At 74.4% G+C, this 26,137-nt stretch carries 19 protein-coding genes; 13 read left to right on the top strand and 6 right to left on the bottom strand.

All coding sequences use genetic code 11. The features are described 5' to 3' along the window. Positions 1-61: 61 nt before the first annotated feature. From ACFQ6N_RS06460 to ACFQ6N_RS06445, 4 genes are all read right to left on the bottom strand, one after another. Positions 62-3,679: a hypothetical protein gene (locus tag ACFQ6N_RS06460; protein WP_380647315.1), complete on the bottom strand. Its 3,618-nt coding sequence runs from the start codon at positions 3,677-3,679 to the stop codon at positions 62-64. Between the two features lie 359 nt (positions 3,680-4,038). Next, positions 4,039-6,156: a putative bifunctional diguanylate cyclase/phosphodiesterase gene (locus ACFQ6N_RS06455; protein WP_380647314.1), complete on the bottom strand. Its 2,118-nt coding sequence runs from the start codon at positions 6,154-6,156 to the stop codon at positions 4,039-4,041. Further along, positions 6,153-6,356: a hypothetical protein gene (locus ACFQ6N_RS06450; protein ID WP_380647312.1), complete on the bottom strand. Its 204-nt coding sequence runs from the start codon at positions 6,354-6,356 to the stop codon at positions 6,153-6,155. The genes ACFQ6N_RS06455 and ACFQ6N_RS06450 overlap by 4 nt, the downstream gene beginning before the upstream one ends. After that, complete coding sequence (locus ACFQ6N_RS06445) at positions 6,353-7,159, bottom strand: SAM-dependent methyltransferase (protein ID WP_380647311.1); 807 nt, start codon at positions 7,157-7,159, stop codon at positions 6,353-6,355. Before ACFQ6N_RS06445 ends, ACFQ6N_RS06450 begins: the two co-directional genes overlap by 4 nt. A 280-nt stretch (positions 7,160-7,439) precedes the next feature. On the opposite strand from ACFQ6N_RS06445, the gene ACFQ6N_RS06440 reads away from it, so the two are divergent. The 8 genes from ACFQ6N_RS06440 to ACFQ6N_RS06405 all read left to right on the top strand — a co-directional run bounded on the left by ACFQ6N_RS06440 (position 7,440) and on the right by ACFQ6N_RS06405 (position 17,092). After that, the gene (locus ACFQ6N_RS06440; protein ID WP_380647310.1) at positions 7,440-7,964 is read left to right on the top strand and encodes an SRPBCC family protein; all 525 of its coding nucleotides are present in this window, start codon (positions 7,440-7,442) and stop codon (positions 7,962-7,964) included. A 3-nt stretch (positions 7,965-7,967) separates the two neighbouring features. Next, positions 7,968-9,230 (top strand): MalY/PatB family protein, encoded by a 1,263-nt coding sequence (locus ACFQ6N_RS06435; protein ID WP_380647309.1) that lies wholly within the window; start codon positions 7,968-7,970, stop codon positions 9,228-9,230. Between the two features lie 265 nt (positions 9,231-9,495). Next, the gene (gene egtA, locus ACFQ6N_RS06430; RefSeq protein ID WP_380647308.1) at positions 9,496-10,803 is read left to right on the top strand and encodes an ergothioneine biosynthesis glutamate--cysteine ligase EgtA; all 1,308 of its coding nucleotides are present in this window, start codon (positions 9,496-9,498) and stop codon (positions 10,801-10,803) included. Continuing rightward, a complete protein-coding gene (gene egtB / locus ACFQ6N_RS06425) occupies positions 10,800-12,179 on the top strand; it encodes an ergothioneine biosynthesis protein EgtB (RefSeq protein WP_380647306.1) in 1,380 nt (459 codons plus the stop codon). The genes egtA and egtB overlap by 4 nt, the downstream gene beginning before the upstream one ends. Continuing rightward, complete coding sequence (gene egtC, locus ACFQ6N_RS06420; RefSeq protein WP_380647305.1) at positions 12,179-12,928, top strand: ergothioneine biosynthesis protein EgtC; 750 nt, start codon at positions 12,179-12,181, stop codon at positions 12,926-12,928. Before egtB ends, egtC begins: the two co-directional genes overlap by 1 nt. A gap of 45 nt (positions 12,929-12,973) precedes the next feature. Beyond that, positions 12,974-13,945: an L-histidine N(alpha)-methyltransferase gene (gene egtD / locus ACFQ6N_RS06415; RefSeq protein WP_380647304.1), complete on the top strand. Its 972-nt coding sequence runs from the start codon at positions 12,974-12,976 to the stop codon at positions 13,943-13,945. A gap of 228 nt (positions 13,946-14,173) precedes the next feature. Continuing rightward, positions 14,174-15,601 carry a sugar porter family MFS transporter gene (locus tag ACFQ6N_RS06410; protein WP_380647357.1) on the top strand — a complete coding sequence of 476 codons (1,428 nt, stop codon included), beginning with the start codon at positions 14,174-14,176 and terminating at the stop codon, positions 15,599-15,601. A gap of 138 nt (positions 15,602-15,739) precedes the next feature. Further along, complete coding sequence (locus ACFQ6N_RS06405; protein WP_380647303.1) at positions 15,740-17,092, top strand: nitric oxide synthase oxygenase; 1,353 nt, start codon at positions 15,740-15,742, stop codon at positions 17,090-17,092. 125 nt (positions 17,093-17,217) lie between these two features. Here ACFQ6N_RS06405 and ACFQ6N_RS06400 read toward each other — a convergent pair whose 3' ends face one another. Then, positions 17,218-17,916: a TetR/AcrR family transcriptional regulator gene (locus ACFQ6N_RS06400; RefSeq protein WP_380647302.1), complete on the bottom strand. Its 699-nt coding sequence runs from the start codon at positions 17,914-17,916 to the stop codon at positions 17,218-17,220. Positions 17,917-18,091: 175 nt separating this feature from the next. Here ACFQ6N_RS06400 and ACFQ6N_RS06395 point away from each other — a divergent pair, with 175 nt between their 5' ends. From ACFQ6N_RS06395 to ACFQ6N_RS06380, 4 genes are all read left to right on the top strand, one after another. After that, the gene (locus ACFQ6N_RS06395) at positions 18,092-19,255 is read left to right on the top strand and encodes an acyl-CoA dehydrogenase family protein (protein ID WP_380647300.1); all 1,164 of its coding nucleotides are present in this window, start codon (positions 18,092-18,094) and stop codon (positions 19,253-19,255) included. 30 nt (positions 19,256-19,285) lie between these two features. Then, the gene (locus tag ACFQ6N_RS06390) at positions 19,286-20,485 is read left to right on the top strand and encodes a thiolase family protein (protein ID WP_380647298.1); all 1,200 of its coding nucleotides are present in this window, start codon (positions 19,286-19,288) and stop codon (positions 20,483-20,485) included. Between the two features lie 138 nt (positions 20,486-20,623). After that, entirely contained in the window at positions 20,624-21,382 is a 759-nt protein-coding gene (gene fabG, locus ACFQ6N_RS06385; protein ID WP_380647297.1) for a 3-oxoacyl-ACP reductase FabG, read from the top strand. A gap of 213 nt (positions 21,383-21,595) precedes the next feature. Next, positions 21,596-22,966, top strand: a complete 1,371-nt coding sequence (locus ACFQ6N_RS06380; protein ID WP_380647296.1) for a S8 family serine peptidase — start codon at positions 21,596-21,598, stop codon at positions 22,964-22,966. A gap of 208 nt (positions 22,967-23,174) precedes the next feature. Here the strand turns inward: ACFQ6N_RS06380 and ACFQ6N_RS06375 are convergent, their stop codons facing one another. After that, positions 23,175-25,175: a hypothetical protein gene (locus ACFQ6N_RS06375; RefSeq protein ID WP_380647295.1), complete on the bottom strand. Its 2,001-nt coding sequence runs from the start codon at positions 25,173-25,175 to the stop codon at positions 23,175-23,177. Positions 25,176-25,572: 397 nt separating this feature from the next. Between ACFQ6N_RS06375 and ACFQ6N_RS06370 the strand changes: the two genes are divergently transcribed. After that, a complete protein-coding gene (locus ACFQ6N_RS06370) occupies positions 25,573-26,091 on the top strand; it encodes an HAD domain-containing protein (protein WP_380647294.1) in 519 nt (172 codons plus the stop codon). Positions 26,092-26,137 lie beyond the last annotated feature (46 nt).

Here is a 26,137-nt window from a genome sequence, read left to right as displayed (position 1 = left end):
AGCTGTCATCTGTCATCTGTTTGCTGTCATCTGTTCGCTGTCGGCTGTCGGCCGACTTCCGTCAGCGGTTCGCTGTCCGCTGTGGCCCGTTCGCCCCCGCCCGCAGCCGGACGGTCCGCAGGATGCCGTAGGCCGCCAGTGGCAGGGCCAGCAGCAGGGCGGCCCAGAAGGCGCCGTGTCCCCAGAGCCCGGCGACGGCGCGGAACGCGCCCTCGAATACCGGGATCCGGAGTGCCTCGACCGGGCCCAGCGGCTTGGGCCAGGCGCCCAGGAACAGGGTGGCCGGGATCCAGAGCACGAAGAGGGCCCGGGCGGTGACCGGCGTGCCCAGGGTGCTGGCCAGTGACACCACCGCCAGCAGGACGACGAACCCGGCCTGGTAGGCCGCCCCCGTCTCGCCCGCGCCCCAGGAGGCCGGCGTCCCGTGCACCCCGGTGACCGCGAGCCGCACCTCGACCGCCGCCCACAGCAGCAGGACCAGTACCGCCGTGGTCCCGAGCGCGAACCGCAGCCGGTCGCGCACACCCGGCCCGCCCGCACGCCACCGCCCGGCGGCCGTCCCGGTGGGCGCGCCGCGCGGCCGTCGGGTTCCGGAGCGGGCCGCGCTCCGCTCGTCCAGCCGCCGCCAGGCCTCCCGGACCCGCCGACGCGCGTCGTGGGCGGGCTTCAGCAGCCGCCCCGCCGCCCGTTCGATCAGTGCGAGCGACGCCACGATCGCCACCACCGCCGCGATCCCGGCCCAGCTGCCCATCCCGCCCTCGAACACGACCACCCGGTCGGCCACCGGCTGCGGCGCCTCCAGCGCCGTCATCGGCGGCCCGAGCCGCAGGTAGCCGATCGTGAAGGCCCCGGCGCCGGTCAGCAGCGCCGTGCCGAGGCCGACCCGGGCCGGGAAGAACGCGAGGACGGCGGCGGCGGCGAAGGCCGCGCCGAGTTGGCCGACCACCTGCCGGGCCGCGTGGTCGCCCGCCGTACGGAGCGGTCCGCCGAAGGCGCCGCCGGGCGCGATGCCCAGCTTCTCGCCGGCCTCGACCGGGTAGCGGATCACCGCACCCGCCCAGAGCAGCAGCCCGAAGCCGAGGAGCAGCAGCAGGACGGCCCCGGCCCGGCGCGGCAGCGCGGTGCGGGCGTGCGGCCACCAGGCCTCCAGCCGGGCGCGCCAGTCGACCGGCGGCCGACGGCGCCGGTTGCGCCACAGCCTGGTCAGCCGCCCCTCCTGCCGTACGCCGGGCTCCGGTTCGGGGCGTTCGGGCCGTCCCCGGCCCCGCCGCCGCAGGGCCTCGGCCGCGACCAGGGCCGCCCGCCCGGCCACCTGCGCCGGGTCGGCCGCCACCGCCTGGCGCCGCAGCGCCGACCAGCGGCGCCGCACCACGTCCCGGGGGGTGGCCGCCGCCGGGTCGGGTGCCGGTCGCCGGGCCGCCGCCCGCACGGCCGTGCGGGCGCCCGCGCCGGTCGCGAGCGCGCCGTCGACCACCGTCGCCGCGACCACCGCGGCCAGTTCCGACACCCGTTCGGGCAGCGGCAGCCGGTGCAGCGCGGCGGGCAGCGGCGAGAGCCGGCCCAGCAGCCGTAGGCGTTCCTCGGGCCGGATGCTCAGCCACACCGCCTGCCGGTGCGCCTCCTCCCGTTCCTCCGGGCTGAGCCCGTTGCCGCCGCGCCGGCCGCCGCCGACGGTGCGCGCCAGCCGGTCCACCTCGGTGAGCACCTCCGGCAGTGCGGCCAGCGCGAGCAGTCGCGAGCAGTGCTCGCCGGCGCATTCGGGGTGGAAGCAGTCGTAGCGGGCGACGACGGCGGGCGCCCCGCCCCGGACCAGTTCGTCGATGAACTCGGCGCCGTCCGATTCGCTGACGACGCGTTCCAGCCCGGTGGTGTCGACCGCGCGGTCGCGGTAGTGCGGGGTCGCGGACGGGGCGAAGGCGGCGCCGAGCGCGAGCACGGCGACGGCCGCCACCGACTCGCGCCGGGAGCCGGGCGCCCGGGCCACGTCGGTGAGGTAGTGCAGGTCGAAGACGGTGTCCTCGACCTCGTCGCGCAGCCAGTCCCGCAGCCGTTCCGCTCCCCCGGTGGAGAGCCAGCGCGCCGCGGCACCGGAGTTCTTGAGCAGTGCCTCGGTGAGCCGCGCCGGGTCGGTGAAGGGGTTGCCGAGGAAGGTGACCGGCCGGTGGGCGCGGGCCTGCGCCTGGGGTCGGCGGCGGACCACCTCGGGACTGCCTCCGGCCAGCCAGCCACGGACCTGCGGCGCCGTCCAGCGGTCCTCCGGCATCTTGGTGAACAGGCCCTGGAGCAGGAGGAGTTGGCGTGGGTCACGGACCGCGCCGAGGTCCACCTCCTCGCCCATGACCAGCTCCAGTTCGAGCTCCTGGTCGGCCGCGCGCTCACCGTCCGCGCCGACGAACCGGGGGCGGCCGACGAACAGTTCGTACAGCACGTTGCCGAGCCCCCACCACGGACCGGCCGGGTGGTTCTTGCCGGCCAGCTGCTCGGGGGCCATGTAGGCGACGGTGACCATCATCGCGGAGGTGAACCGGCGGCTGTCGGTGAGCCGGTCGACGCCGCCGAAGTCGGCGATCACGAACTCGCCGGAGCCGCTGCCGGGGCGCACCAGGATGTTGGCGGGCTTGAAGTCCAGCGGGTTGCGCCTGATCCGCTGCTGCCAGAAGTCGAGCAGGGCGACCAGCTCGTAGACGATCTGCTCGGTGGTGCGCCGGTTCGCGTGCCCGCCCTCCTGCCACAGCCCGGCGACGTGCGCGGCGAGGGTGACCGGGAGGTACTCCATGGCCACCCAGTCGACCAGCGCCCCGTGGTGGCGGACCCGCCCGTAGTCGATCAGGTGCGGGACGTGCCGGCGGAAGCCGTCGTTGCGCAGGTGGTCCAGCAGGTCGTGGTCCATCGGCTGGCCGGCCGCGGCCACCTTGACGGCCGCGTCGCCCGCGCCGTCGGTGCGCCGGACGTACCAGACGGTGCCCTCGGAGCCCGCGCCCGCCCGGCCCAGCGGGATGAAGCGGTCCCGCAGGGCGTCCGGGAAGGCGTCCTCGGACGGGCCGTCGGCGGTGTCGGCACCGGTGCCCGCGGCGTCGACCCCCGCAGGGTCGACGCCCTCGGAGCCGACACCCCCGACGCCCCGGGCGCCGTACGCGCCTCCGTTCAGGCCCGGGCCGCCGTTGAGGCCGGGGCCGAAGCCAGAACCGGGGCCGGGGCTGCCCGGTGTCGGCCCGGGACCGACGCCGTCCTGCCACGACGGGGCTGCCTCCCCGCCGGCCACCGGCCGGACGACCTCGGTCGCCGCGTCCGGGTCGAACCGCCCCGGGCGGACCCGCCGGACCTTCGTCGGCGCCTTCGGGTCGAAGCGCGGCCGGGCCCCGGGCACCCGACGGGTCGCGGCGTCCGGGTCGAAGCGGGAACCGCCGCCGGACACCCGACGGGTCGCGGCCTCGGGATCGAAGCGGGGGGCCGTACCCGGCATCCGACGGGTCGCGGCCTCGGAGTCCGCCCGGGGCGGCGGTACGGCCCCGAGCCGGGACGAGCGGCCCGGCTCGCCGTCGGGCGCGCGCCACCGCCCGCGCGACCACCGCTCCACCCGGCTGCGCGGCTCGTCCACCGGTCCGGCGCCGCCCGCCGACCGGGGCCGCGGCTCACGCCGGTCTCCGTCCGCCGGGTCCGCGTCCTCCGTCGTGCCCATGCGACGTTCCCCTCCCCGCGGCCCGGGCCGGCGCGGGGCCGTGACCACGGGTGCGCCGATGCCGACTGGTGATTTTGACGCGTCATCATCCCGCACGGCGGGTAGAGGTGTCGGGCGGTTTCCCGGATCAGGACCGACCCGGCGCAGGACCGATACCCAAGCGCGACCAGCGGCGGGGAACCGGCACCGCCCGCCCCGACGACCGGGGCCCGACCTGAAGCCCGCCCCGGGGCCTGACCTGGCTCGACCGAGGCCCGAGCCGGACCTGACCCCGGCCTGACCCCGGCCCGACGGAACCCAGGCCGTTCCCCGACCGCAACCGCGCCGCAGCCGTGCCGCAGCCGCGTCGGGGCCGCCCCTCAGCGGTCCCCGACCGGACGCCCCTTCGGCTCCTCCAGGATCCGCCGGGCGATCTCGTCCGGCCGCACCGGTCGGCCGAAGTGCCAGCCCTGCGCCCAGTCGCAGCCCATGGTCCGCAGCCGCTCGGCGTCCCTGGCGGTCTCCACGCCCTCGGCGGTGACGTTCAGGCCGAGCGCGTGCGCCATCGACACCAGACCGCTGACGATCCGCCACCCGGTGGACTCGTCCTTGCCCGGCTCGTGCAGGTCCCCGACGAAGGATCCGGCGATCTTCAGCCCGGAGACCGGCAGATCCCGCAGGTAGGCGAGGTTGGACCAGCCGGTGCCGAAGTCGTCCACGGCCAGCGACACCCCGAGGTCGACCAGCCCGTGCAGGGTGCGCAGCGCCTCGTCCTCGGGCCCGACCACGGTCGACTCGGTGATCTCCAGTTGGAGCCGGGCCGGGTCCAGGCCGGTGCTGTCCAGGATCCGGGCGAGGTCGGTGACCAGGGCGGCACTGCGCGCCTGGCGGACCGCCAGGTTGACGTTCAGCTGCGGCGCGGCGTCGCCGAACCGTTTGATCCACTCGGCGGCCTGGCCGGAGGCCTGCTCCAGCACCCAGCGGCCGAGCGGCATGATCAGCCCGGTCTCCTCCGCGGTGGTGACGAACTCGTCCGGCCCGAGCACGCCGAGCTGCGGGTGGCGCCAGCGCACCAGCGCCTCCACGGCGGCCAGCCGGCCGTCCGCGAGGCGGTAGAGCGGCTGGTAGTCGATGAAGAACTCGCCGCGGTCGAGGGCGGCCGGCATCCGCACCGACACCGCGTAGCGGCTGACCGCGCGGGCGTTCTCCTTGGGGTCGAACAGCGTCCAGCGGCCGCGGCCCGCCTCCTTGGCGCGGTACAGGGTGAGGTCGGCGGCCCGGACGGCGGCGCCCGGGGTGGTGGTGGAGACCCGCCGTTCGAGCACGCCGACACTGGCGCCCACGGCGAGCTTGTGGTCGCCGATCAGCACCGGGCCGGCCAGTGCCTTGAGCACGCTCTTCGCGGCGGCCACCGCCTCCTGCTCGCCGCGGCACTTCTCCAGCAGGACGACGAACTCGTCGCCGCCGAGCCGGGCCACCAGGTGTCCGGCCGGGGTGAGGGCGGCCTTCAGGCGCGCGGCGACGGCGGCCAGCAGCTGGTCGCCCATGTCGTGGCCGAGGCTGTCGTTGACCACCTTGAAGCCGTCGAGGTCGACGTAGCAGAGGCCGAAGCGGGCGCCCGGCTCCGGGTCCTCGAACAGCTTCTCCAGCCGCTCGAAGAAGGCCGCCCGGTTGGGCAGGCCGGTCAGCGGGTCGTGGGTGGCCTGGTGGCGCAGCCGCTCCTGGAGGCGGTAGCGGTCGGTGACGTCCTCCAGCATCGCGACCTGGTACTGCGGGGAGCCGTCGTCGTCGCGGATCAGCGAGACGGTCAGGTGGGTCCAGACCACCTCGCCGTCCTGGCGGTAGTACGGCTTGTCGAACTGGAAGTAGTCGCGCTTGCCGCTGATCAGTTCCTCGTACGCCTCCCACACGCCCGGGGCATCCTCGGGGTGCACGAGGTCGCCGACCCGGCGGCCGATCATGTCCGCCGGGCCCGCACCGAACAGCTCCTGAAGGGCCTTGTTGACGGCCATGATGTTGCCGTCGGTGTCACCGATGCCGATGCCGATCGCCGCGCTCTCGAACAGCGCGCGGAACCGGGCCTCGGAGGCGCGCAGCGCCCGCTCGGCCTCCTTGCGGGCGGCGTCGGCGGCGGTGCGGATCGCCTCCTGCTCGCTCAGCGTGCGCTCGCGCAGGGCGGCGGCCCAGCCGGCCGCGAAGGCGCCGGTCAGGGCGGGGCCCCGGTCGTCCGCGAGGGGCTGCGCCTGGAGCAGCTCGACGGTCCGGGCCAGCAGCACCGGGTCGGTGAAGTGCGCGTCGACCAGTTCGGCGCCGGCCTGCGCGGCCAGGCGGGGCTCGAAGGGCTCGTCCTCCTGGGCCCGGTGCAGCAGGGCGGCGGTGCGTGCGACCAGCCGGTTGAGCAGGCCGGGGTGGACGGCGATGCCGTGGTCGGCCGAGAGCAGCCGGGCCCACTCCTCGTGGAAGCGTTCGGCGTCGCCGCGCACCGGGGCGGTACTCATCGGCGCGCCCCGGGCACTCGGCCGGCACCGGAGGCGGTGGTCCCGCCCGTGCCGGAGGCGGTGGTCCCGCCGGTACCGAACGCGGTGGTGCCGACCGTACCCAGCGGTGCCGTGGTGCCGGCCGTGCCCAGCGCCGTGCGCCCGGCGGCCGCCTCGCGGGGTGGGCGGCCGTCGGTGCCCCGGCTGTCGCGTCCGCTCAAGGGCGGAGCCCCACGCCCGCCACCCCGGTCATCCGCTCGGGGTGCTCGCCGACGGTGTCGGGCTGGTCCGGGCGCCACTGCGGCAGGTAGACCACGCCCGGCTCGACCAGCTCGAAGCCCGCGAACATCGCGGTGATCTGCTCGTGGGTACGCATGGTCAGCGGGGTCGGCGTCTTCCGGTAGAGCTTCTGGTGGTCCTCCGCCTGGTCCGGGCGGCCTTCCAGCGAAGCGTGCGAGAGCACCAGCGCGCTCCCGGGCGGGAGCGCGTCGCGGACCACGCCGATCAGCTTCCAGGGGTCCTCGTCGTCGCTGACGAAGTGCGCGACGGCCACCAGCAGCACGGCCACCGGCTCGCCCTCCGCCAGCAGCTCGACCACCTCGGGGCGGGACAGCAGGTGCTCGACGTCGCGCAGGTCGGCCTGGACGACGGAGCTGGCCGGGTCGTCCTCCAGCAGCAGCTTGCTGTGCGCGACGGCGACCGGGTCGCGGTCCACGTAGACGACCTTCGCCTCGGGGCGGATCGCGCGGGCGATCTCGTGCACCGCGCCGAAGGTGGGGATGCCGGAGCCGATGTCCAGGAACCTGCTGATGCCCTGCTCGGCGAGGAAGGTCACGGCGCGGCGCAGGAAGGCTCGGTTGGAGCGCATGATCTGCGGCAGCTCCGGCCACAGGGCGATCGCCTTGCGGGCCATCTCCCGGTCGACCTCGAAGTTGTGCGAGCCCCCGAGGTAGTAGTCGTAGACCCGTGCGGCGTTCGGTTTGTCCAGGTCCGTGCCCTCCGGTACCCAGTTCGGTCGCCGCATGCCTGTGACTCCTTCACTCCGGTTCTGGGGTTGCAGCGCCCTCGGGATGCTGCAGTGATAGATGAGACTACAAGCACAGAAGATCCTCCCCCGCACCCCGAACGGGTGCAAGCGGAGTGTTCACCTCCGCGCCCGGAGCCGCACTGGAGCCGCACCGGAGCGGGGCGGGAGCCCGGTCGGTCCCGTCCCGGAGCGGGGCCAGGGCGGAACCGGCGCCAACTCGGCAACGGCCTGCCGACGTTCGGGCTTCACGCCGCCCCGGCCCGGCTAGGGTGAGCGCGTGGACCCCAACCACTACCGCTTCCGGGGCGTGTGGCGGCTCGCCGCACCGACGTCCGCCGTGTACGCGGTGCTGGAGGACGTGCGGAGCTACCCGCTGTGGTGGCCGGAGATCCGCGAGGTGCGGCCGACCGGCGAGGCCACCGGGGACGTGGTGGTGCGCGCCCTGCTGCCGTACCGGCTGGTGATCGGCCTGGAGACGAGGCGGCGCGACCCGGTCGCGGGGGTGCTGGAGGCGGTCATGCGGGGCGACCTGACCGGGTGGTCACGGTTCACGGTGACGGCGGACGAGCCCGGCGGTACGGGTGCCCCGGCCGGCGGCGGCAGCCGGGTGCTGTTCGAGGAGGACACCCGGCCCGGAAAGCCGCTGCTGCGACGGCTCGCCCTGCCCCTTCACCCGGTGTTCCGGGCCAACCACGCGGTGATGATGCGACGGGGGCGGCGGGGGCTGGCGGCGTACCTGGCGGGGCAGGAGCAGACGGCAGCGGCACCGGACCACGGGTGCCGGCGAACAGATGACGGATGACAGATGACAGACGACAGCTTTCAGCGAACAGATAACAGATTTCGAAATCTGTCATCTGTTCGCGGCGTCCCGGCCCCCGATCCCACGGCCGCCCCCGAGCCCGCCCCGGCTCCCGACCTCACCACCGACTTCACCGCCGACTTCACCGCCCCCTTCGACCGCTCCGGCACCGGCAGCAGCAAGTGGGCCCGCGCGGACTCCCCCGGGGTGGTCCCGATGGGCCTCGCCGACATGGACCTCCCCGGCCCGCCCGCCATCGCCGAGGCCCTGCGCCGTCGCGCCGGCCACCGCGCGTACGGCTACACGGCGTGCGACCCGGCCGGCCGGCAGCTGGTCGCCGACTGGTACCGCGCCCGGCACGGCGCCGCCGTGGACCCGGACTGGGTCCTGCTGCTGCCCTGCGGCCCGCGCACCGCCCTTCGCGTCCTGCTGGAGACCGTACGGCCGCAGGCGCCTGTCCTGTTCCCGGCCCCGGAGTGGGGCGGCTTCGCCCAGCTGTGCCGGGCCGCCCGGATCGGGTACCGCGAACTCCCGCTCCCCGTCGGCCCGGACGGCTACCGGCTCCCGGACGGCCCGCTGCCCGGCCCCGCCACCGCCGTCCTGCTCAGCAGCCCGCACAACCCCTCCGCCCGGGTCTGGTCCGCCGAGGAGCTGCGCGCCCTGGCCGGGCGGGCGGCGGAGGCGGGCGCGCTTCTGGTCTCGGACGAGGTGCACGGCGACCTCACCCACCCCGGCCACGTCCACCCCGTCGCGGTCACCACCGTCGACCCGGCGCACCGGCACCTCGCCGTCACCCTCAACTCCGTCGGCAAGACCTTCAACTGCTCGGGGATCCCCAGCAGTTTCGCCCTCGTCCCCGATCCCGGGCTGCGCGCGCGGTTCGCCGACGCGCTGGCTGGCTACGGCCTCTGGGAGGGCGGCCTGCTGGAGCAGACCGTGCAGGAGGCGGCGCTGCGCGAGGGGGGTCCGTGGCTGGACACGCTGCTCGCCCACCTCTCCGACGCCCGGGTCCGGCTCACCGACCGCCTCGGCTCCGCCGTCCGCTCGGCGCCGCAGGCCTCGTACCTGCTCTGGCTGGACGCCGCCGCCCTCGGTCTGCCGCCCGGGGCGGCGCGGCGGGCGCTGCTGGAGCGCTGCGGCCTGGAGGCCTCCGACGGCGCCGAATTCGGCCCCGGCGGCCAGGGTTCGCTGCGGTTGAACTACGCCCTCCCGAACTCCGTACTGGACACCGTCCTGGCGCGGCTGGAGCGGCTCGACCTCGGGTGAGCCCGGCACGCGCCGGAGCGTGCCGGGGCTCGCATCCGGGCGCGCAAACCCTCCCTCAAACCCCCTTTTCACCCGTTCGCCATGCCCCTGAGCTGCAGAAACGAACGTTCACACGATTTTTGCGGAGCGCCCCCGCATGCTCCGTAGCAGACTGGGCAAAGTAGACCGGGCCGCAATCGTGATCCCGAGGATGGTGAGTCCGGTGATACCGACATCCCGCACCACACAACCCGACCGGCAGAGCACGCCACCACCCCTGACGGGGGTGACCCCGTTGACCGAATCGGGGGCGCGCAGCCACGTGTCGGGCGTCTGCTTCAAGATCGGACCTCCCCGCCTGGTGGGGGTCGAGGTCGAGTGGTTCGTCCATGACGATCGATGTCCGACCCGGCCCGTACGGCCGGAACTGCTCCACGCCGCACTCGATTCGCTGCCCCTCGGCGGCGCCGACGGCACCTCGCTCCCCTCCGGTTCGCGCCTCACGCTCGAACCCGGCGGACAGGTAGAGCTCAGCTCCCCGCCCGCCACCGGCCTCGTGGCCTGCGTCGAGGACACCCGACGCGATCTGACCGCCCTGCGGGCCGCCTTCGCGGCCCAGGGCCTGCGACTCACCGGCACCGGGACCGACCCACTGGCCCGCCCCCGCAGGATGGTGCTGGACCACCCCCGCTACCTCGCGATGGAGCGGTTCTTCGACTCCGCCGGGCCCTGGGGCCGGATCATGATGACCGGCACCGCCTCGGTGCAGGTGTGCCTGGACGCCGGCGACGCGGACGGCCCGCAGGCGGCGGAGCGCCGCTGGCAGCTGGTCCACCGGCTGGGCCCCGTCCTGGTCGCGGCTTTCGCCAACTCCCCGATCCTGGACGGCAGGCCGACCGGCCACCGGTCGACCCGGCAGACCGTCTGGTCCCGGATGGACCCGTCGCGCACACTCGCCCCGGAGCCGGACCACGGCGACCCGCGCGAGGCCTGGGCGCAGTACGTGCTGGACGCCGAAGTGCTGTGCGTGCAACGGCCGGAGGGCCTGCCGTGGACGGCCCCCGCCGGGCTGACCTTCCGTGACTGGATCCGGGGCTCGGGTGAACGCCCGCCCACGCTCGCCGACTTGGAATACCACTGCACCACGCTGTTCCCGCCGGTGCGCCCGCGCGGCCACTTGGAGCTGCGGATGATCGACGCCCAGCCCGGGGACGGCTGGGCCGTGGTCACCGCGCTGGTCACCGCGCTGCTGGACGACCCGGTGGCCGCCGACGCCGCCCTGGCCGCACTGGAGCCGCTCGACTCCCTGAACCGGCCGCAGGGGCCGGACGGCCCGCGACCGCCGCGCAGCGAGGTCTGGCGGCGCGCCGCCACCCTGGCCGTGGCCGACCCCGAGCTGCGCCGGGCCGCCCTCACCTGCTTCGCCGCCGCCGACGCCGCGCTGGGCCGCCTGCCCGGCGCCGGGCGGCTGCGCGCCGCCGTCGCCGAGTTCGCCGAGCGCTACCCCGCGCGCGGCCGCTGCCCGGCCGACGACCAGCTGGACGCCCTGCGCTCCGGCACCCGACGCACTCCTCCGGAGGAGGCCGCACCATGACCGACGTCCGACCGAACGGCCCGACCGCAGCCCCCGCCGCCCCGACCGCCCCGCCCTTCCCGGCGCGCGGCATCGAGGACCTGCGCGAGACCATCGCCGCCGAGCTGCTCGCCGCCCGTGCCCGGACCGCCGCGCTGACCGACTGCGTCGAGGAGGGCGACCTCACCGCCCAGCACTCGCCGCTGATGTCCCCGCTGGTCTGGGACCTCGCGCACATCGGCAACCAGGAGGAGCTCTGGCTGCTGCGCAACGTCGGCGGCCGCGACCCGATGCACCCGGAGATCGACCCGCTGTACGACGCCTTCCAGCACCCCCGGGCCGAGCGGCCCAGCCTGCCGCTGCTCCCGCCCGCCGAGGCCCGCGCCTACGCCCACGACGTGCGCGGCCGGGTGCTGGACCTGCTCGCCGCCAGCCCGTTGGAGGGCGCGCCGCTGCTGGACTCCGGGTTCGCGTTCGGGATGATCGCCCAGCACGAGCAGCAGCACGACGAGACGATGCTCATCACCCACCAGCTGCGCAGGGGCGAGCCGGCTCTGGCCGCTCCCCCGCCGCCGCCCGCGCCCGCCGACGCGGCCACGCTGCCCGCCGAAGTCCTGATCCCCGCAGGCCCGTTCACCATGGGGACGGACACCGAGCCATGGGCACTGGACAACGAGCGCCCGGCCCACACCGTCGACCTGCCGGCCTTCCTGCTCGACACCACACCGGTCACCAACGCGGCCTACCGGCGCTTCATCGAGGACGGCGGCTACGACGACCCCCGCTGGTGGACGGCGGAGGGCTGGGCGCACCGGCAGCGGGCCGGCCTGACCGCCCCGCTGTTCTGGCAGCGGCAGGACGGCGAGTGGCTGCGCCGCCGCTTCGGCACGGTCGAGCCCGTCGAGCCCGACGAGCCGGTGCTGCACGTCAGTTGGTACGAGGCGGACGCGTACGCCCGGTGGGCCGGACGGCGGCTGCCGACCGAGGCGGAGTGGGAGAAGGCGGCCCGTCACGACCCGGCCACCGGCCGCTCCCGCCGCTACCCCTGGGGCGACGGGGCCCCCGGCCCCCAGCACGCCAACCTGGACCAGCGCCACCTGCGCCCGGCCGGCGCCGGCAGCTACCCGGAGGGCCAGTCCCCGTACGGTGTCCGGCAGTTGATCGGCGACGTATGGGAGTGGACGGCCAGTGACTTCCACTCCTACCCGGGCTTCCGGGCCTGGCCGTACAAGGAGTACTCGGAGGTCTTCTTCGGGCCTGAGTACAAGGTGCTGCGCGGCGGCTGCTTCGCGGTGGCACCGGTCGCCTGCCGGGGCACGTTCCGCAACTGGGACTACCCGGTCCGGCGGCAGATCTTCGCCGGGTTCCGCACCGCCCGTGACCAGGAGCACTCCTGATGTGCCGTCACCTCGCCTACCTGGGCGAGCCGCTGGCACCGCGGGAGCTGGTGGTGCGGCCGCCGTACGGCCTGTACCGGCAGTCCTGGGCACCCCGGACGCAGCAGTACGGCACGGTCAACGTGGACGGCTTCGGCCTCGGCTGGTACGCGGACGGCGACGAGGCGCCCGCCCGCTACCGCCGGGCCGGGCCGATCTGGGCGGACGAGACCTTCGCCGACCTCGCCCGGGTGGTCCGCACCCGCGCGCTGCTGGCCGCCGTGCGCTCCGCCACCGAGGGCTGTGCGGCGGGCGAGGGCGCGGCCGCGCCGTTCGCCGCCGGACGCTGGCTGTTCAGCCACAACGGCGCGGTGGCCGGCTGGCCGGGCAAGCTGGACGCCCTGGCCGCCCTGCTCCCCCCGGCCGAACTGCTGGACCTGCCGGCGCGCACCGACTCGGCCCTGCTCTGGGCCCTCGCCCTGCACCGGCTGCGGGCCGGCGCCGGGCTGGGCGAAGCCCTGGCGGGCACGGTCGAGGACGTCACCGCGCACACCACCGGGCGGCTCAACCTGCTGCTCACCGACGGCACCGCGATCGCCGCGACGACCTGGGGCGACACCCTTCACCACCGGACCCTGCCGGGTCTCGGCACGGTGGTGGCCTCCGAGCCGTACGACGACGGACCGGACTGGACGCCCGTCCCGGACGGCTCGCTGCTGCTGGCCGACGGACGCGGCGTCACCGTCCGTCCGCTCGTCGGCAACGGCTGACCCTCCACTCTCCCTTCACTTTCTGAACAGAGGAACCACGCTGTCATGGACACCTTCGATCTCACCCGACTGCTGCCCGCCGACCACTTCAGCACCGCGCTGCACCACGACGTCCGGCAGGGCCTGACGTCCGAACCCAAGCGGCTCCCGCCGAAGTGGTTCTACGACGCGCGGGGCAGCGAGCTCTTCGAGGAGATCACCCGGCTGCCCGAGTACTACCCGACCCGCGCCGAGCGGGCCATCCTGACCGCCCGGGCCGGCGAGATCGCCGCCGCCACCCGGGCCCGCACCCTGGTCGAGCTGGGCTCCGGCTCCTCCGAGAAGACCCGGCTGCTGCTGGACGCCCTGCGCGCGCTCGACACCCTGGAGACCTACGTCCCGGTGGACGTCAGCGAGAGCGCGCTGACCGCGGCCGGCACCGCGCTCTCCACCGAGTACCCCGGGCTGGGCGTGCACGGGGTCCTGGCCGACTTCACCGCCCGGCTCGGCCTGCCCCCGGAGGGCGGCCCGCGCCTGGTCGCCTTCCTCGGCGGCACCCTCGGCAACCTGCTGCCCGGGGAGCGCGCGGTCTTCCTGCGCGGCCTGCGCGCCGCCCTCGACCCGGGCGACTTCCTGCTGCTCGGCACCGACCTGGTCAAGGACCCGGCGGTACTGGTCGCCGCCTACGACGACTCCGCCGGGGTGACCGCCGAGTTCAACCGGAACGTGCTCAACGTGCTCAACCGCGAGCTGGGCGCCGACTTCGACCCCGACGCCTTCGAGCACGTCGCGCTCTGGGACGCCGAGCAGGAGTGGATCGAGATGCGGCTGCGCTCGCTGCGCTCGCAGACCGTGAAGATCCCGGCCCTGGACCTGCCGGTGCACTTCGACCGGGGCGAGGAACTGCGCACCGAGGTGTCGGCCAAGTTCCGCCGCGAGCGGGTGGCCGACGAACTGGCGGCGGCCGGGCTTCGGCTGAGCCACTGGTGGACGGACCCGCAGGGCCGGTTCGGGCTCTCGCTCTCCGCCCCGGCGTAGCGCGAGCGCGCCGGGCACCGGGCGGCGGGCACCGAGCGCCGCCCGGGCGCCGAGCGGACGCCGCCCGGGCGCCGAGCGGGCGCCAGGCAGCGGGCACCGGGCGGCTCAATTTGCTTGTTCACCTTACGAATTCTCAGAGCGAAAATTGAGCTTCCCGGTGTACAAGAGTTAAACGAATAGGGGTTACGATCTCGGCTACCGAGCTCAGCGTTGAGTACCAGGAGTCAGATCGTGAGCGTCACCCAGAAGCCCTCCGGGGCGGTCGAGGCCCCCACGCCCGGCCGCCTCGGCTTCGTCGTCTTCATCACCGCCGCCGCGGCCCTCGGCGGGTTCCTGTTCGGCTACGACAGCTCCGTGATCAACGGCGCCGTCTCCGGGATCCAGGAGAAGTTCGGCGTCGGAAGCGGCGTGACCGGCCTGATCGTCTCCTCGGCCCTGCTCGGCTCGGCGGTCGGCGCCGCGGTGGCCGGCCGGTTCGCCGACCGGTACGGCCGCATCAAGGTCATGAAGGCGGGCGCGCTGCTGTTCGCGGTCAGCGCGGTCGGCTCGATGCTGCCCTTCTCCGCGTGGGACCTCGCCCTGTGGCGCGTCCTCGGCGGCGCCGCCATCGGCATCGCCTCGGTGATCGCCCCGACCTACATCGCCGAGGTCGCGCCGACCAGGTACCGGGGCCGGCTGGCCTCCTTCCAGCAGGCCGCGATCGTGCTCGGCATCGCGATATCCCAGCTGGTCAACTGGCTGCTGGCGCAGGCGGCCGGCGGCGACACCCGCGGTCAGCTGCTCGGCCTGGAGGCCTGGCAGTGGATGCTCGGCATCTGCGTCGTGCCGGCCGCCGTCTACTTCGTGCTCGCCTCGGTCATCCCCGAGTCCCCGCGCTTCCTGATCCAGGCCGACCGCCTGGCGGATGCCCGCAAGGTCCTCGCCCAGGTCGAGGGCGAGGACGTGGACACCGAAGCCCGGATCGCCGAAGTCCGGACGCTGATCGCCTCGGACCACCGCCCCCGCTTCCGCGACCTGCTGGGCGGCCGCTTCGGCCTGCTGCCGATCGTCTGGGTCGGCATCGGCCTGTCGGTCTTCCAGCAGCTGGTCGGCATCAACGTGATCTTCTACTACTCGTCGATCCTCTGGCAGTCGGTCGGCATCGACCAGGGCGACTCGCTGCTGATCAGCTTCATCGGCTCGGTCATCAACATCCTCGGCACCGTGATCGCGATCGTGCTGGTCGACCGGATCGGCCGCAAGCCGCTCGCCCTGATCGGATCCGTCGGCATGGCGGTCGCGCTCGGCACGGCCGGCTGGGCGTTCTCCTCGGCCAACGGCAGCGGCGACAACCTCACCCTGCCCGACCTCCAGGGAACGGTCGCCCTGATCGCCGCCAACGCGTTCGTGCTGTTCTTCGCGATGTCCTGGGGCGTGGTCGTCTGGGTGATGCTCGGCGAGATGTTCCCGAACCGGATCCGCGCCGCCGCGCTCTCCGTCGCCGCCTCGGCGCAGTGGATCGCGAACTGGGTGATCACCGTGTCGTTCCCGTCCATGTCGCGGTGGAACCTGTCGGCGACCTACCTGGTCTACGCGGCCTTCGCGGCGCTGTCGATCCCCTTCGTGGCGAAGTACCTGAAGGAGACGAAGGGCGTCCGCCTGGAGGACATGGGCTGACCGCCGGTCATCGGCTGATCGGACAGTCCGACCTTCGGCCTCCGCACCCTAGCGCGATCAGCGCGGGTGCGGAGGCCGAATCGTTCACTCTCTGCGGTGGACCGGACACCTCCGGTACTCCTGTTCGGCAGGAGGGATGTGTCCTTGATCTTCAACCGGCTTCGCACCCGCAGACCCGCGCCCGCCGCCCCGACCGGCGGCTGCCCGTACGCCCACACCCATGCGCACCAGGCCCCGCCGACGCGTCCGGACCCCGTACCGGAACCGCAGCCCGTACCGGGACCGCAGCACACGCCGGAACCGCGGCCGAAGCTGCGGACCGCGCCGCCGCCGGAGCCCCAGCCGTCGGCCGTACCGCCGTCCGGGGCCCGGCAGTCGTCCGGAACGCAACTGCCGCCCGCGCCGCCGCCGTTCACCGACCCGGACCAGGCCGCCGACTTCATCCGGCAGTTCCACCGCGAACAGCCCGCCGCCGGTGACCCGGAGCAACGGCTTCGCGGCGTCCTCGACGAGATCGGGCGCACCGGCAGCTACCGGCACACCCCCGCCGAACTCGCCTACGGCGCCAAGCTCGCCTGGCGCAACGCCGCCCGCTGCATCGGCCGGCTGTACTGGCGCAGCCTGGTGGTCCGCGACCTGCGCCACCTCTCCTCCGCCGACGACATCGCCGCCGAGTGCTTCGAGCACCTGCGGCTGGCCGGCAACGGCGGGCGGATCCGGCCGGTGGTCTCGGTGTTCGCCCCCGACCGCCCCGGACGTCCGGCCGCACGCATCCTCAACCAGCAGCTCGTCCGCTACGCCGGGCACCGGACCGACGGGGGCGTCGTCGGCGACCCGGCCGGTACGGCCCTCGCCACCCGCGCCCGCGACCTGGGATGGAAGTGCGCCGAGGACCGGTTCGAGGTCCTGCCCCTGCTGATCCGGGAACGACCCGACGAAGCGCCCGCCTGGTACGAACTGCCGGACGACACCACGCTGGAGGTGCCGCTGAGCCACCCCGAGCACAGCTGGTTCGCCGACCTCGGGCTGCGCTGGTACGCGGTGCCCGCGATCAGCGACCTGACGCTGGAGATCGGCGGCATCCGCTACCCGACCGCGCCGTTCAACGGCTGGTACATGGGCACCGAGATCGGCGCCCGCAACCTCGCCGACGCCGACCGCTACGCCATGCTCGGCACCGTCGCCGAGCGCCTCGGCCTGGACACCTCCAGCGACCGCACGCTCTGGCGCGACCGCGCGCTGATCGAGCTCAACATCGCGGTGCTGCACTCCTTCCAGGAGGCCGGGGTGACGATCGCCGACCACCACACCGAGTCGGAGCGCTTCCTCAAGCACGTCGCCCAGGAGAAGCGGCTCGGCCGCCCGACCCCGGCGGACTGGAGCTGGATCGTGCCCCCGGTCTCGGGCGGGCTGACACCGGTCTACCACCGGTACTACGACCCGGTGGACCCGGAGCTGCGGCCGGCCTTCGTCCCGCACGAGCCCTGGTAGCAGGGGGCACCGCGGGCACCGATGCCCGCCCGCCCGTGCGGGCGCCGGGCGGTGCGGGCGCCGGGTGGTGCGAACACCGGTGCCGCGAAGGCCGGTCGGCCCGGACGGGGACCGCCGGTGCGGCGTCAGGCCTGCGCGGGGAGGCGGGCGTAGCGCAGGGCGAGCCCGTCGAGCATCGCCTCCAGACCGGTCTCGAAGGCTCCTTCGTCGACCGTCCCCCGGTGCCCGGCCAGCCGGTGCGCCTCGCCGAGGTGCGGGTAGTCGGCCGCGTCGTACACCTCGGCGTCCGCCGGGAAGCCGGCCGCGAAGGAGGCCAGCGCGGAGCCGGTGACGAAGTAGCGCATCGACGCGCCGATCCGGGTCGCCTGGCCGCGCGGCCACCCGGCGTCGACCAGGTGGCCGAAGACCGCGTCGGCCAGGCGCAGTGCGTTCGGCCGCCGCCCCGGGCCCTGGGCCAGCACCGGGACGATGTTGGGGTGGGCGGCCAGTGCGCTGCGGTAGGAGCGGGCCCAGTCCCTCAGCGCCTCCGGCCACGGAGTCCCGGCAGGATCCTCAGGACCCACAGGACCCGCAGTCCCGGCCGCACCGGTGGCACCGCCCGCTCCGAACATCGACAAGTCGACCTCGCCGATGACGCTGTCCACCACCGCGTCCAGCAGTTCGTCCTTGGTGGCGAAGTGGTTGTAGAGCGAGGGCCCGCTGACCGACAGCTCGGCGGCGAGGCGGCGGGTGGAGAGGGCGTCCAGTCCCTCGTCGTCGACGAGCCGCAGGGCGGCGGCGACGATGCGCTCGCGGCTGAGCAGCGGAGTGCGTGGACGGGCCATCGCGGCGGCTTCCTCCGGTTCCTCGGGCCGGTTCGCCCGGTCGGGTGCGGTGGGGACCGCTTCCGGCAGGTGCCCCTTCCCAGGGCGGGCCGGCCGGGGCTACAGTCCCCCCATAAAACTTGCAGCGCTAGTTTAATGGGTCCGACGCCGTCCCGGGCCCGAGTCGGGAGCCGCCGTGAACCTGGAGTTGTCCGAGGAGCAGAGCGCCGTCCGGGACCTCGCCGCCGCCTTCACCGACCGCGAGATCGTCCCCCACGCCGCCGAGTGGGACCGGGTCGAGTCCGTCGACCGCGCGATCGTCGGCAAGCTGGCGAAGGTCGGCTTCCTCGGCCTGACCATCCCCGAGGAGTACGGCGGCAGCGGCGGCGACCACCTCGCCTACTGCCTGGTCCTGGAGGAGCTCGGCCGCGGCGACTCGGCCGTGCGCGGGATCGTCTCGGTCTCGCTCGGCCTGGTCGGCAAGTCGATCAACAGCTTCGGCACCGAGGAGCAAAAGCGGCACTGGCTGCCCCGGCTCACCTCGGGCGAGGCGCTCGCCTGCTTCGCGCTCACCGAACCCGGCACCGGCTCCGACGCCGCCAACCTCACCACCCGCGCGGTCCGCGACGGCGAGGACTGGCTGATCAGCGGCGCCAAGATGTTCATCACCAACGGCACTTGGGCCGACGTCGCCCTGGTCTTCGCCCGCACCGGCGGCGACGAGCCCGAGCAGCGCGGCCACCGGGGCATCACCGCCTTCCTCGTCCCCACCGGCCTGCCCGGCTTCACCCGCACCGAGATCCACGGCAAGCTCGGCCTGCGCGGCCAGGCCACCGCCGAACTCGCCTTCGACGGCGTCCGGGTGCCCGACAGCGCCCGGCTCGGCGAGGTCGGCAAGGGGTTCACGGTGGCGATGGCCGCACTGGCCAAGGGCCGGATGTCGGTCGCGGCGGGCTGCGTCGGCATCGCCCGCGCCTGCCTGGAGGCCGCCGTCCGCTACGCCGGCGAGCGCGAGCAGTTCGGGCGGCCGATCGCCTCGCACCAACTCGTCCAGCAGCTGCTGGCCGGCATCGCCGTGGACGTCGAGGCGGCCCGGCTGCTCACCTGGAAAGTCGCCGACCACATCGAACGCGGCCTGCCCTTCGCCACCGAGTCCTCGGTCGCCAAGCTCTACGCGAGCGAAGCCGCCGTCCGGGCCGCCAACAACGCGCTCCAGGTGTTCGGCGGGTACGGGTTCATCGACGAGTACCCGGTCGGCAAGTACCTGCGCGACGCGCGCGTGATGACCCTCTACGAGGGCACCAGCCAGATCCACCAACTGCTCATCGGACGCGCCCTCACCGGCGTCAACGCCTTCTGAACCGCCCCACCTGATAAGGAGCCCGACGACGTGCGCCCTGTCTATTTCGCCGCAGCCCGCCGCACACCCATCGGCCGGCTGCGCGGAGCGCTCGCCACGGTCCGCCCGGACGACCTCTCGGCCACCGTGCTGCGCGCCCTGCTCGCCGACGCCCCCGCCCTCGACCCGGCCCGCATCGACGACGTCTACTGGGGCGCCGCCAACCAGGCCGGCGAGGACAACCGCAACGCCGCCCGGATGGCCGTCCTGCTGGCCGGCCTGCCCGAGACCGTCCCCGGAGCCACCGTCAACCGGCTCTGCGCCTCCGGCCTGGAGGCCGTCACCCTCGCCGCCCGGGCCATCGGCTCCGGCGAGGCCGACGTGGTGCTGGCCGGCGGCTGCGAGTCGATGACCCGCGCGCCCTTCGTCCTCCCCCGCCCCGACGAGGCGCTGCCGCACCGCATCGAGACCTACGACACCCGGCTCGGCTGGCGGCTCACCAACCCGCGGATGGCCGAACTGCACGGCGTGCTCAGCATGGGCGAGACCGCCGAGGAGGTGGCCGCCCGGCACGGCATCGGACGGGAGCGCCAGGACGCCTTCGCGCTGCGCAGCCACCAGCGGGCCGCCGCCGCCCGCAAGGACGGGCACTTCGACGCCGAGCTGATCCCGGTCGAGCGGCCGGACGGGGTCACGGTGAGCCGGGACGAGGGCATCCGCGAGGACACCAGCCTGGCGAAGCTCGCCGGGCTCAAGCCGGCGTTCCGGCCCGGGGGCACCGTCACGGCCGGGAACGCCTCGCCGATGAACGACGGCGCGGCCGGGCTGCTGCTGGTCGGCGAGGAGGCGCTGCGCGACCTCGGGCTGCAGCCGCTCGGCCGGTACGTGGCCGGGGCCTCGGCCGGGGTGCACCCGGACGTCATGGGCATCGGACCGGTGCCGGCGACGGCGAAGGTGCTCGGCCGGGCCGGCTGGTCGCTCGCCGACCTGGACACCGCCGAGCTGAACGAGGCCTTCGCCGCCCAGGCGCTGGCCTCCGCCGACGGGATCGGGTTCGACCCGGAGCGGGCCGACGAACTGGTCAACCCCAGCGGCGGGGCGATCGCGCTCGGCCACCCGCTGGGCGGCTCCGGCGCCCGCATCCTCACCACCCTGCTGCACCGGATGCGCCGTACCGGTGCCCGGCGCGGCCTGGCCACCATGTGCGTGGGCGTGGGGCAGGGTACGGCCGTGCTGGTCGAGAGCGTTTGACCCCGTCGAGAAGGTCCGGCCCCGTCGAGGACGTCCGGCCTCGTCGAGAAGGTCCGGCCTCGTCGAGGACGTCCGACCCCGGACGGGCGGCGGTTTCCGCCACGTTCACGTTCTTCGCATTCTTTCCAAGGAGTCCACATGACACGTTTCGCGGGCAAGGTCGCCGTGGTGACCGGCGCGGCGCAGGGCATCGGGGCGGCCACCGCCCGCCGGCTGGCCGAGGAGGGCGCGGCGGTCGCCGTGGTCGACCTCACCGCCGACCGGGCGGCCGGGACGGTCGCCGAGATCACCGCCAAGGGCGGCACCGCCCGGGCCTACGGGTGCGACGTGGCCGACTACGACGCCGTCGAGGCGGTGTTCGCCCAGGTCGCGGCGGATCTCGGCGGGTTGCACATCCTGGTGAACAACGCCGGGATCACCCGGGACAACCTGTTCTTCAAGATGCCCAAGTCCGACTGGGACGCGGTGCTGACGGTCAACCTGACCAGCGCGTACAACTGCAGCCACGTCGCGCAGAAGTACATGGTGGCCCAGAAGTACGGGAAGATCGTCTCGCTCAGCTCGCGCTCCGCCCTCGGCAACCGGGGCCAGGCCAACTACGCCGCCGCCAAGGCCGGCATCCAGGGCCTGACCGCGACCCTGGCGATCGAGCTCGGGCCGTTCAACATCAATGTCAACGCCGTCGCCCCCGGCTACATCGCCACCCCGATGACCGCGGCCACCGCCGAGCGGGTCGGCAGCACGGCCGAGGACCACCGGACCGAGGTCGCCGCCCGTACGCCGCTGCGCCGGGTCGGGCAGCCGGAGGAGGTCGCGTCGGTGGTCGTCTTCCTGGCGAGCGAGGACTCCTCGTACGTCAGCGGCCAGACGCTCTACGTCAACGGCGGCGCGCGGTAGCCCCTGCGGTTTCTGACGTGTCGTCACCAGGCCGTCCCAGATGCGAGGTTACTTTCCCCTGGGACGGCCTTTACCTTTTCGCGTGGCCGAGCATGACCATGACGGTGATCATATGACCCCACCAAATGACTATGGCATGATCATGCGGCAATCGATGGGATGGCCGGACCGACCCGACCGGACCTGGTCGGGCCCTGCGTCCTTAGGAGTCCCATGGGCAGCCCCGCCACCCTCCGCCGCGCCCTGGCTCTGCTCGCCGTCGGGGCCACCGCCCTCACGGCCGGCACCGTCGCCGTACCGGCCGTCGGTACCGCGACCGCCGCCCCCTCGCAGAACCTCGCGGGCGTCCACGTGCGCCCCGCCTCCTTCGGGCACCACAACGCCCAGGCGCGCGTCGCCCCGCTGAGCACCACCCAGTGCGTCAGCCAGATCGGCATCCACTGCTACTCGCCGCTGCAGTACCGGAACGCCTACAACCTGAACCCGCTGTACCAGGAGGGCATCACCGGCAAGGGCCGCACGATCGTCATCGTCGACTCCTTCGGCTCGCCGACCATCCAGCACGACCTGGAGGTCTTCGACAAGCAGTGGGGCATCCAGGACACCAACGTCGAGGTCGTCAAGTGGGGCAACGTCCCCGTCTTCGACCCGAAGAACCCCGACCACACCGGCTGGGCCGGCGAGACCACCCTGGACGTCGAGTACGCCCACGCGGTCGCCCCCGACGCGCACATCATCCTGGTCGAGACCGGCGTCGCCGAGACCGAGGGCACCACCGGCCTGCCCGAGATGATGGACGCCGAGAAGGCCCTCATCAAGCAGGGCCGCGGCGACGTCATCTCGCAGAGCTTCGGCGCCACCGAGAACACCTTCCCGGGCTTCGACAAGGGCGACTTCAAGTCGCTCACCGACCTGCGCTACGCCTTCAAGGCCGCCGCCGACCACAACGTCACGGTGCTCGCCGCCTCCGGCGACAACGGCACCACCGACGCCAAGGAGAACGGCACCGACCTGTACCCGTACAAGGTCAACTCCTGGCCGTCCTCGGACCCGCTGGTCACCTCCATCGGCGGCACCCAGCTCACCCTGGACGACAACGGCGCGCGCACCGCGGACGACAAGGTGTGGCACGACAAGTCCGGCGCCGGCGGCGGCGGCGTCTCCGGCATCTTCGAGCGCCCGTGGTACCAGGCCGGCGTCGCCAACGTCACCGGCAACCACCGCGGCACCCCGGACATCAGCATGAGCGCGGCCGTGGACGGCGCCGCCTGGACCTACGAGTCCTACGACCCGACCGCCGTCGGCTGGCACCTCACCGGCGGCACCAGCGAGGCCACCCCGCTGTTCTCGGGCGTCGTCGCGCTCGCCGACCAGCTCGCCGGCTACCGCCTGGGCCAGATCAACTGGCGCCTGTACGGCCTCAGCCTGCTCCCGACCGAGTGGAGCGGCATCGAGGACGTGAAGCAGGGCGACAACGGCTGGAACGGCGTCACCGGCTACAACGCCACCGAGGGCTACGACCTCGCCAGCGGCCTGGGCACCGTCAACGGCGCCAAGTTCGTCCACGCGATCGCCGGTCACTGACCGGACGGCGGCTCAGCCGGGCGGCGGGTGGCCACCGATGGCTGACGGCTGACGGCTGACAAACGACAGCGGACAGATAACAGATTTCGAAATCTGTTATCTGTCCGCTGTTTTCTGTTTGCTGTTATCTGTCCGCTGTTCTCTGTTCGCTGTCGGCGGTCATCCGTCCGCGGTCGGCTGCCATCGGCAACCGACCGCCGACGGCCCGTCAGCCGGTGGCGGCCAGCTGGGCCAGATAGCGCTCGGCGGCCCGGAGCTTGCGGCCCCCGGGCCCCGGAAGGTGGGCACGCAGCTCGATGATCTCCGGGGCGATCCGGACGGCCTCCGCCCGGTCGGTGATCGAACGCCAGCACGCCTCGGCGTTGGTGGCCGCCTGCTGGGTCTCCGGGTGGTCCGGGCCCTGCGAACGGAGCAGCGCCAACGCCACCTCGCGGTAGATGTCCGCAGCCTCGGCCGACCGGCCCGCGAGCCGGCACACGTGCGCCCGGACCTGCCGCACCTGGAGGACCGGCTCGGAGACGGCGCCGTGCTCGGCGATCGCCTCCAGTTCGAGGGCGAAGGCCAGATCGGTGGCGGCGGCGTGGTCCCCGGCGTCGGCACTGCGGACGATCCGCCCGATCACCTCGCGGTAGTCCACGCTGGGCCGGACGGCCACCGGGGCATCGGCGGGCACGGCGTCGGTGGGCACGGCGTCGGCCGGAGCCTCGTCCGTCGGCACCTCCCCGCCCGGGATAGCGTCCCGGGGACCCTTCGCAGCCTCGGCGGTCTCCGTGGTCTCAGGGGCCTCCGTGACCTCGGCGGCCTCCTCCACGACGTCCACGACATCCACGACGTCCTGGACGCTCGTGGTGTCCGCGGCCTCCACCGAATCGGCGGCATCCGCTCCGTCCACCGCCACCGCGTCCTCGCCCTCCGGCTGCGCGAGTCCGGCCTCCACAACACCGTCGGCAACGGCTTCAGCCGCCTCCGGCCGGTCCTTGAGCAGGGTGACGCCCGCCAGGGACCCGACGTCCTCGGGCACGGCGTCGGACGGCGCGGGCTTGCGCAGCGTCACCCCCGAGGCGGCCTCGGACCCGCCCGCCTTCAGCAGGCTGACCGGACGGGCCGGCCGGGGCGGGGTGGGCGGCACGCCCGGCTTGACCAGGCTCACCGGGCCGCCGACGGGCACCGGCTCGGTCGTCGGCGGGGGGAACCCGACCGGAGGGACGGCAGCGTCGTCCCTCGGCCCCGCCGGACTCGGCAGCAGCGGTACCGGGGGCGGCGGGAACTCCGCGAGGACCACGTCCGCGACCGGAGCCAGGTCCGCGACCGGGGACACGTCGGCCACCGGGACCGTGTCGGCCACCGGCGGCAGGTCCGTCACCCAGCCGTCGCCGCGCCGAGCGGTGTTGCGGAAGAACGGGCGGTCCGGGGCGTGGGTGGCCACGATCACCACGTCCGGCCGCAGCACCGAGTACACCTGCTGCCGCAGCTGCTCGGGCGCGAGCACCTCGCCCGCGCCGGGACGGCCGCCGTGCAGCGCCTCGATCAGGGCGCGGGTGAAGGTGCCGATCTGCTCCGGGTCCGGACTGACGACGGCCCACAGCGGGATGCCCTCGCTGAGCGCCGAGGCGGCGCCCTGGACGTACGGCCAGGCGTTCTGGTCGGCACTCAGGTCGGCGATGACGAGGGTCTGCCACTCGGCCGGACGGTGGCTCAGCTCGGCGGCGACGGCCTGCCAGGGCAGGCCGTCCTGCTTGGCGTCGCGCAGGCTCAACTGGAGCTGGCCGCCCCGCTTGTCGGCGACGACGTGCCCGCCCACGTGCACCAGCAGCGGTCCCGGGTGCCGGGAGGCGGCCCGCAGGTGGGCCAGGACGGTCTGGGGGTCGCCGGCGCCGGGGAGGTGGACGGCGTCCACCGCGTCGGCGGCGAGCAGGACCTGCGGCGAGACGGCCGCGAGCATCGCCGAGAGCACCGGCGCCTGGGTCGGGCCGCCCCGGCCCCAGGTACGGCGGCCCGCGGTGCCGTAGCCGCCCTCGACGACCAGGATCCGGCCGCGCGGCGCCGCGCCGAGCCCGCTCGGACCGGCGGCGGGCACGGCCGCGACCGGCGCCGGTCCCTGCGGGGCTCCCGGCACGGGCGCCGGGAAGGGCGGCGGGGTCGCCGAGGCCACCGGGGACGCGAGGGCCATCGAGGGGGACACCGGGGGCGCCGCACCCGCGGCGGGCATCCCGGTGAGGGTCCATCCGGTCGGTGCCGCGGGCGGCGCGGCCGGCGGCACGGGCGGCGCCACCGGAGCGGGCGCCGCGACGGGCACGGGCGGCGGTTCGTAGAGCGCGGCAGGCCCCGGCGGGTGCTCCTCGGACGGGAGTCGCGGGGGCGGCGGTACGGCGTCCCAGGGGCCCGAGTCCGCTGCTGGGTCGGGACCTCCGGAAACTGCTGTCGTCTCCGCCATCTCTCGGTCACCGCCCCGCCCCGCCACTCCCGCGGCGTCTGATGCCCTTGCCCGCATGGTGCCTACCACCACACTCCGTGCGCGCCACCCTACGAGATCCCGGCTCACCCGATCCAGGCCGGGTGGCCGTTCGGCGCGCCACACCGCGTACGGTGCCCGCTATCGTGCCGTCATGACCGGTCCCGACCGCCCGTTGCTCTTCCTCGATGTGGACGGGCCACTCATCCCCTTCGGCGCCCCTCCACCGGGCGGGTACCCCACCTACCACGGCGGATACGACACGGGCCGGGTCCCGGGCGGGAACCCGCTGGTGACCCGCGCCGACCCTGCCCTGGGGCCGCGCCTGTTGAGCCTGCCGTGCGAACCGGTGTGGGCCACGACCTGGTTCGAGGACGCCAACGAATGCCTGGCGCCGTGGCTGGGCCTGCCGCAACTGCCCTTCGTGGACCGGCCGATGGAGGAGGCGGACGGAGAGGGAACCGAGGCGGGCGTGCACTGGAAGACCCCCGCGCTGGTCGCCTGGGCCGCCGGACGCCCGTTCGCCTGGGTCGACGACGAGATCACCGAGGCGGACCGCCGGTGGGTCGCGGCCCACTCCCCCGCCCGCACCCTCCTGCACCGGGTCGATCCCCAACGCGGCCTCACCGAAGCGGACTTCGACGCCCTGGAGAGCTGGTTGCGCGCCGCCTGAGCACCACACCCGGGCACCGCACCCGGGCACCGCGCGCGAACATCCG

The sequence above is a fragment of the Kitasatospora sp. NPDC056446 genome (assembly GCF_042796115.1).
Classification (GTDB): domain Bacteria; phylum Actinomycetota; class Actinomycetes; order Streptomycetales; family Streptomycetaceae; genus Kitasatospora.
This window is presented reverse-complemented; position numbering and strand designations above follow the sequence as displayed.

Bases quoted from the DNA above. Each gene is read 5' to 3' on its own strand.
- ACFQ6N_RS06460 (WP_380647315.1), bottom strand. From the start codon at position 3,679: ATGGGCACGACGGAGGACGCGGACCCGGCGGACGGAGACCGGCGTGAG.
- ACFQ6N_RS06455 (WP_380647314.1), bottom strand. From the start codon at position 6,156: ATGAGTACCGCCCCGGTGCGCGGCGACGCCGAACGCTTCCACGAGGAG.
- ACFQ6N_RS06445 (WP_380647311.1), bottom strand. From the start codon at position 7,159: ATGCGGCGACCGAACTGGGTACCGGAGGGCACGGACCTGGACAAACCG.
- ACFQ6N_RS06435 (WP_380647309.1), top strand. From the start codon at position 7,968: ATGACAGACGACAGCTTTCAGCGAACAGATAACAGATTTCGAAATCTG.
- egtB (WP_380647306.1), top strand. From the start codon at position 10,800: ATGACCGACGTCCGACCGAACGGCCCGACCGCAGCCCCCGCCGCCCCG.
- egtC (WP_380647305.1), top strand. From the start codon at position 12,179: ATGTGCCGTCACCTCGCCTACCTGGGCGAGCCGCTGGCACCGCGGGAG.
- egtD (WP_380647304.1), top strand. From the start codon at position 12,974: ATGGACACCTTCGATCTCACCCGACTGCTGCCCGCCGACCACTTCAGC.
- ACFQ6N_RS06400 (WP_380647302.1), bottom strand. From the start codon at position 17,916: ATGGCCCGTCCACGCACTCCGCTGCTCAGCCGCGAGCGCATCGTCGCC.
- fabG (WP_380647297.1), top strand. From the start codon at position 20,624: ATGACACGTTTCGCGGGCAAGGTCGCCGTGGTGACCGGCGCGGCGCAG.
- ACFQ6N_RS06380 (WP_380647296.1), top strand. From the start codon at position 21,596: ATGGGCAGCCCCGCCACCCTCCGCCGCGCCCTGGCTCTGCTCGCCGTC.
- ACFQ6N_RS06375 (WP_380647295.1), bottom strand. From the start codon at position 25,175: ATGCCCGCCGCGGGTGCGGCGCCCCCGGTGTCCCCCTCGATGGCCCTC.
- ACFQ6N_RS06370 (WP_380647294.1), top strand. From the start codon at position 25,573: ATGACCGGTCCCGACCGCCCGTTGCTCTTCCTCGATGTGGACGGGCCA.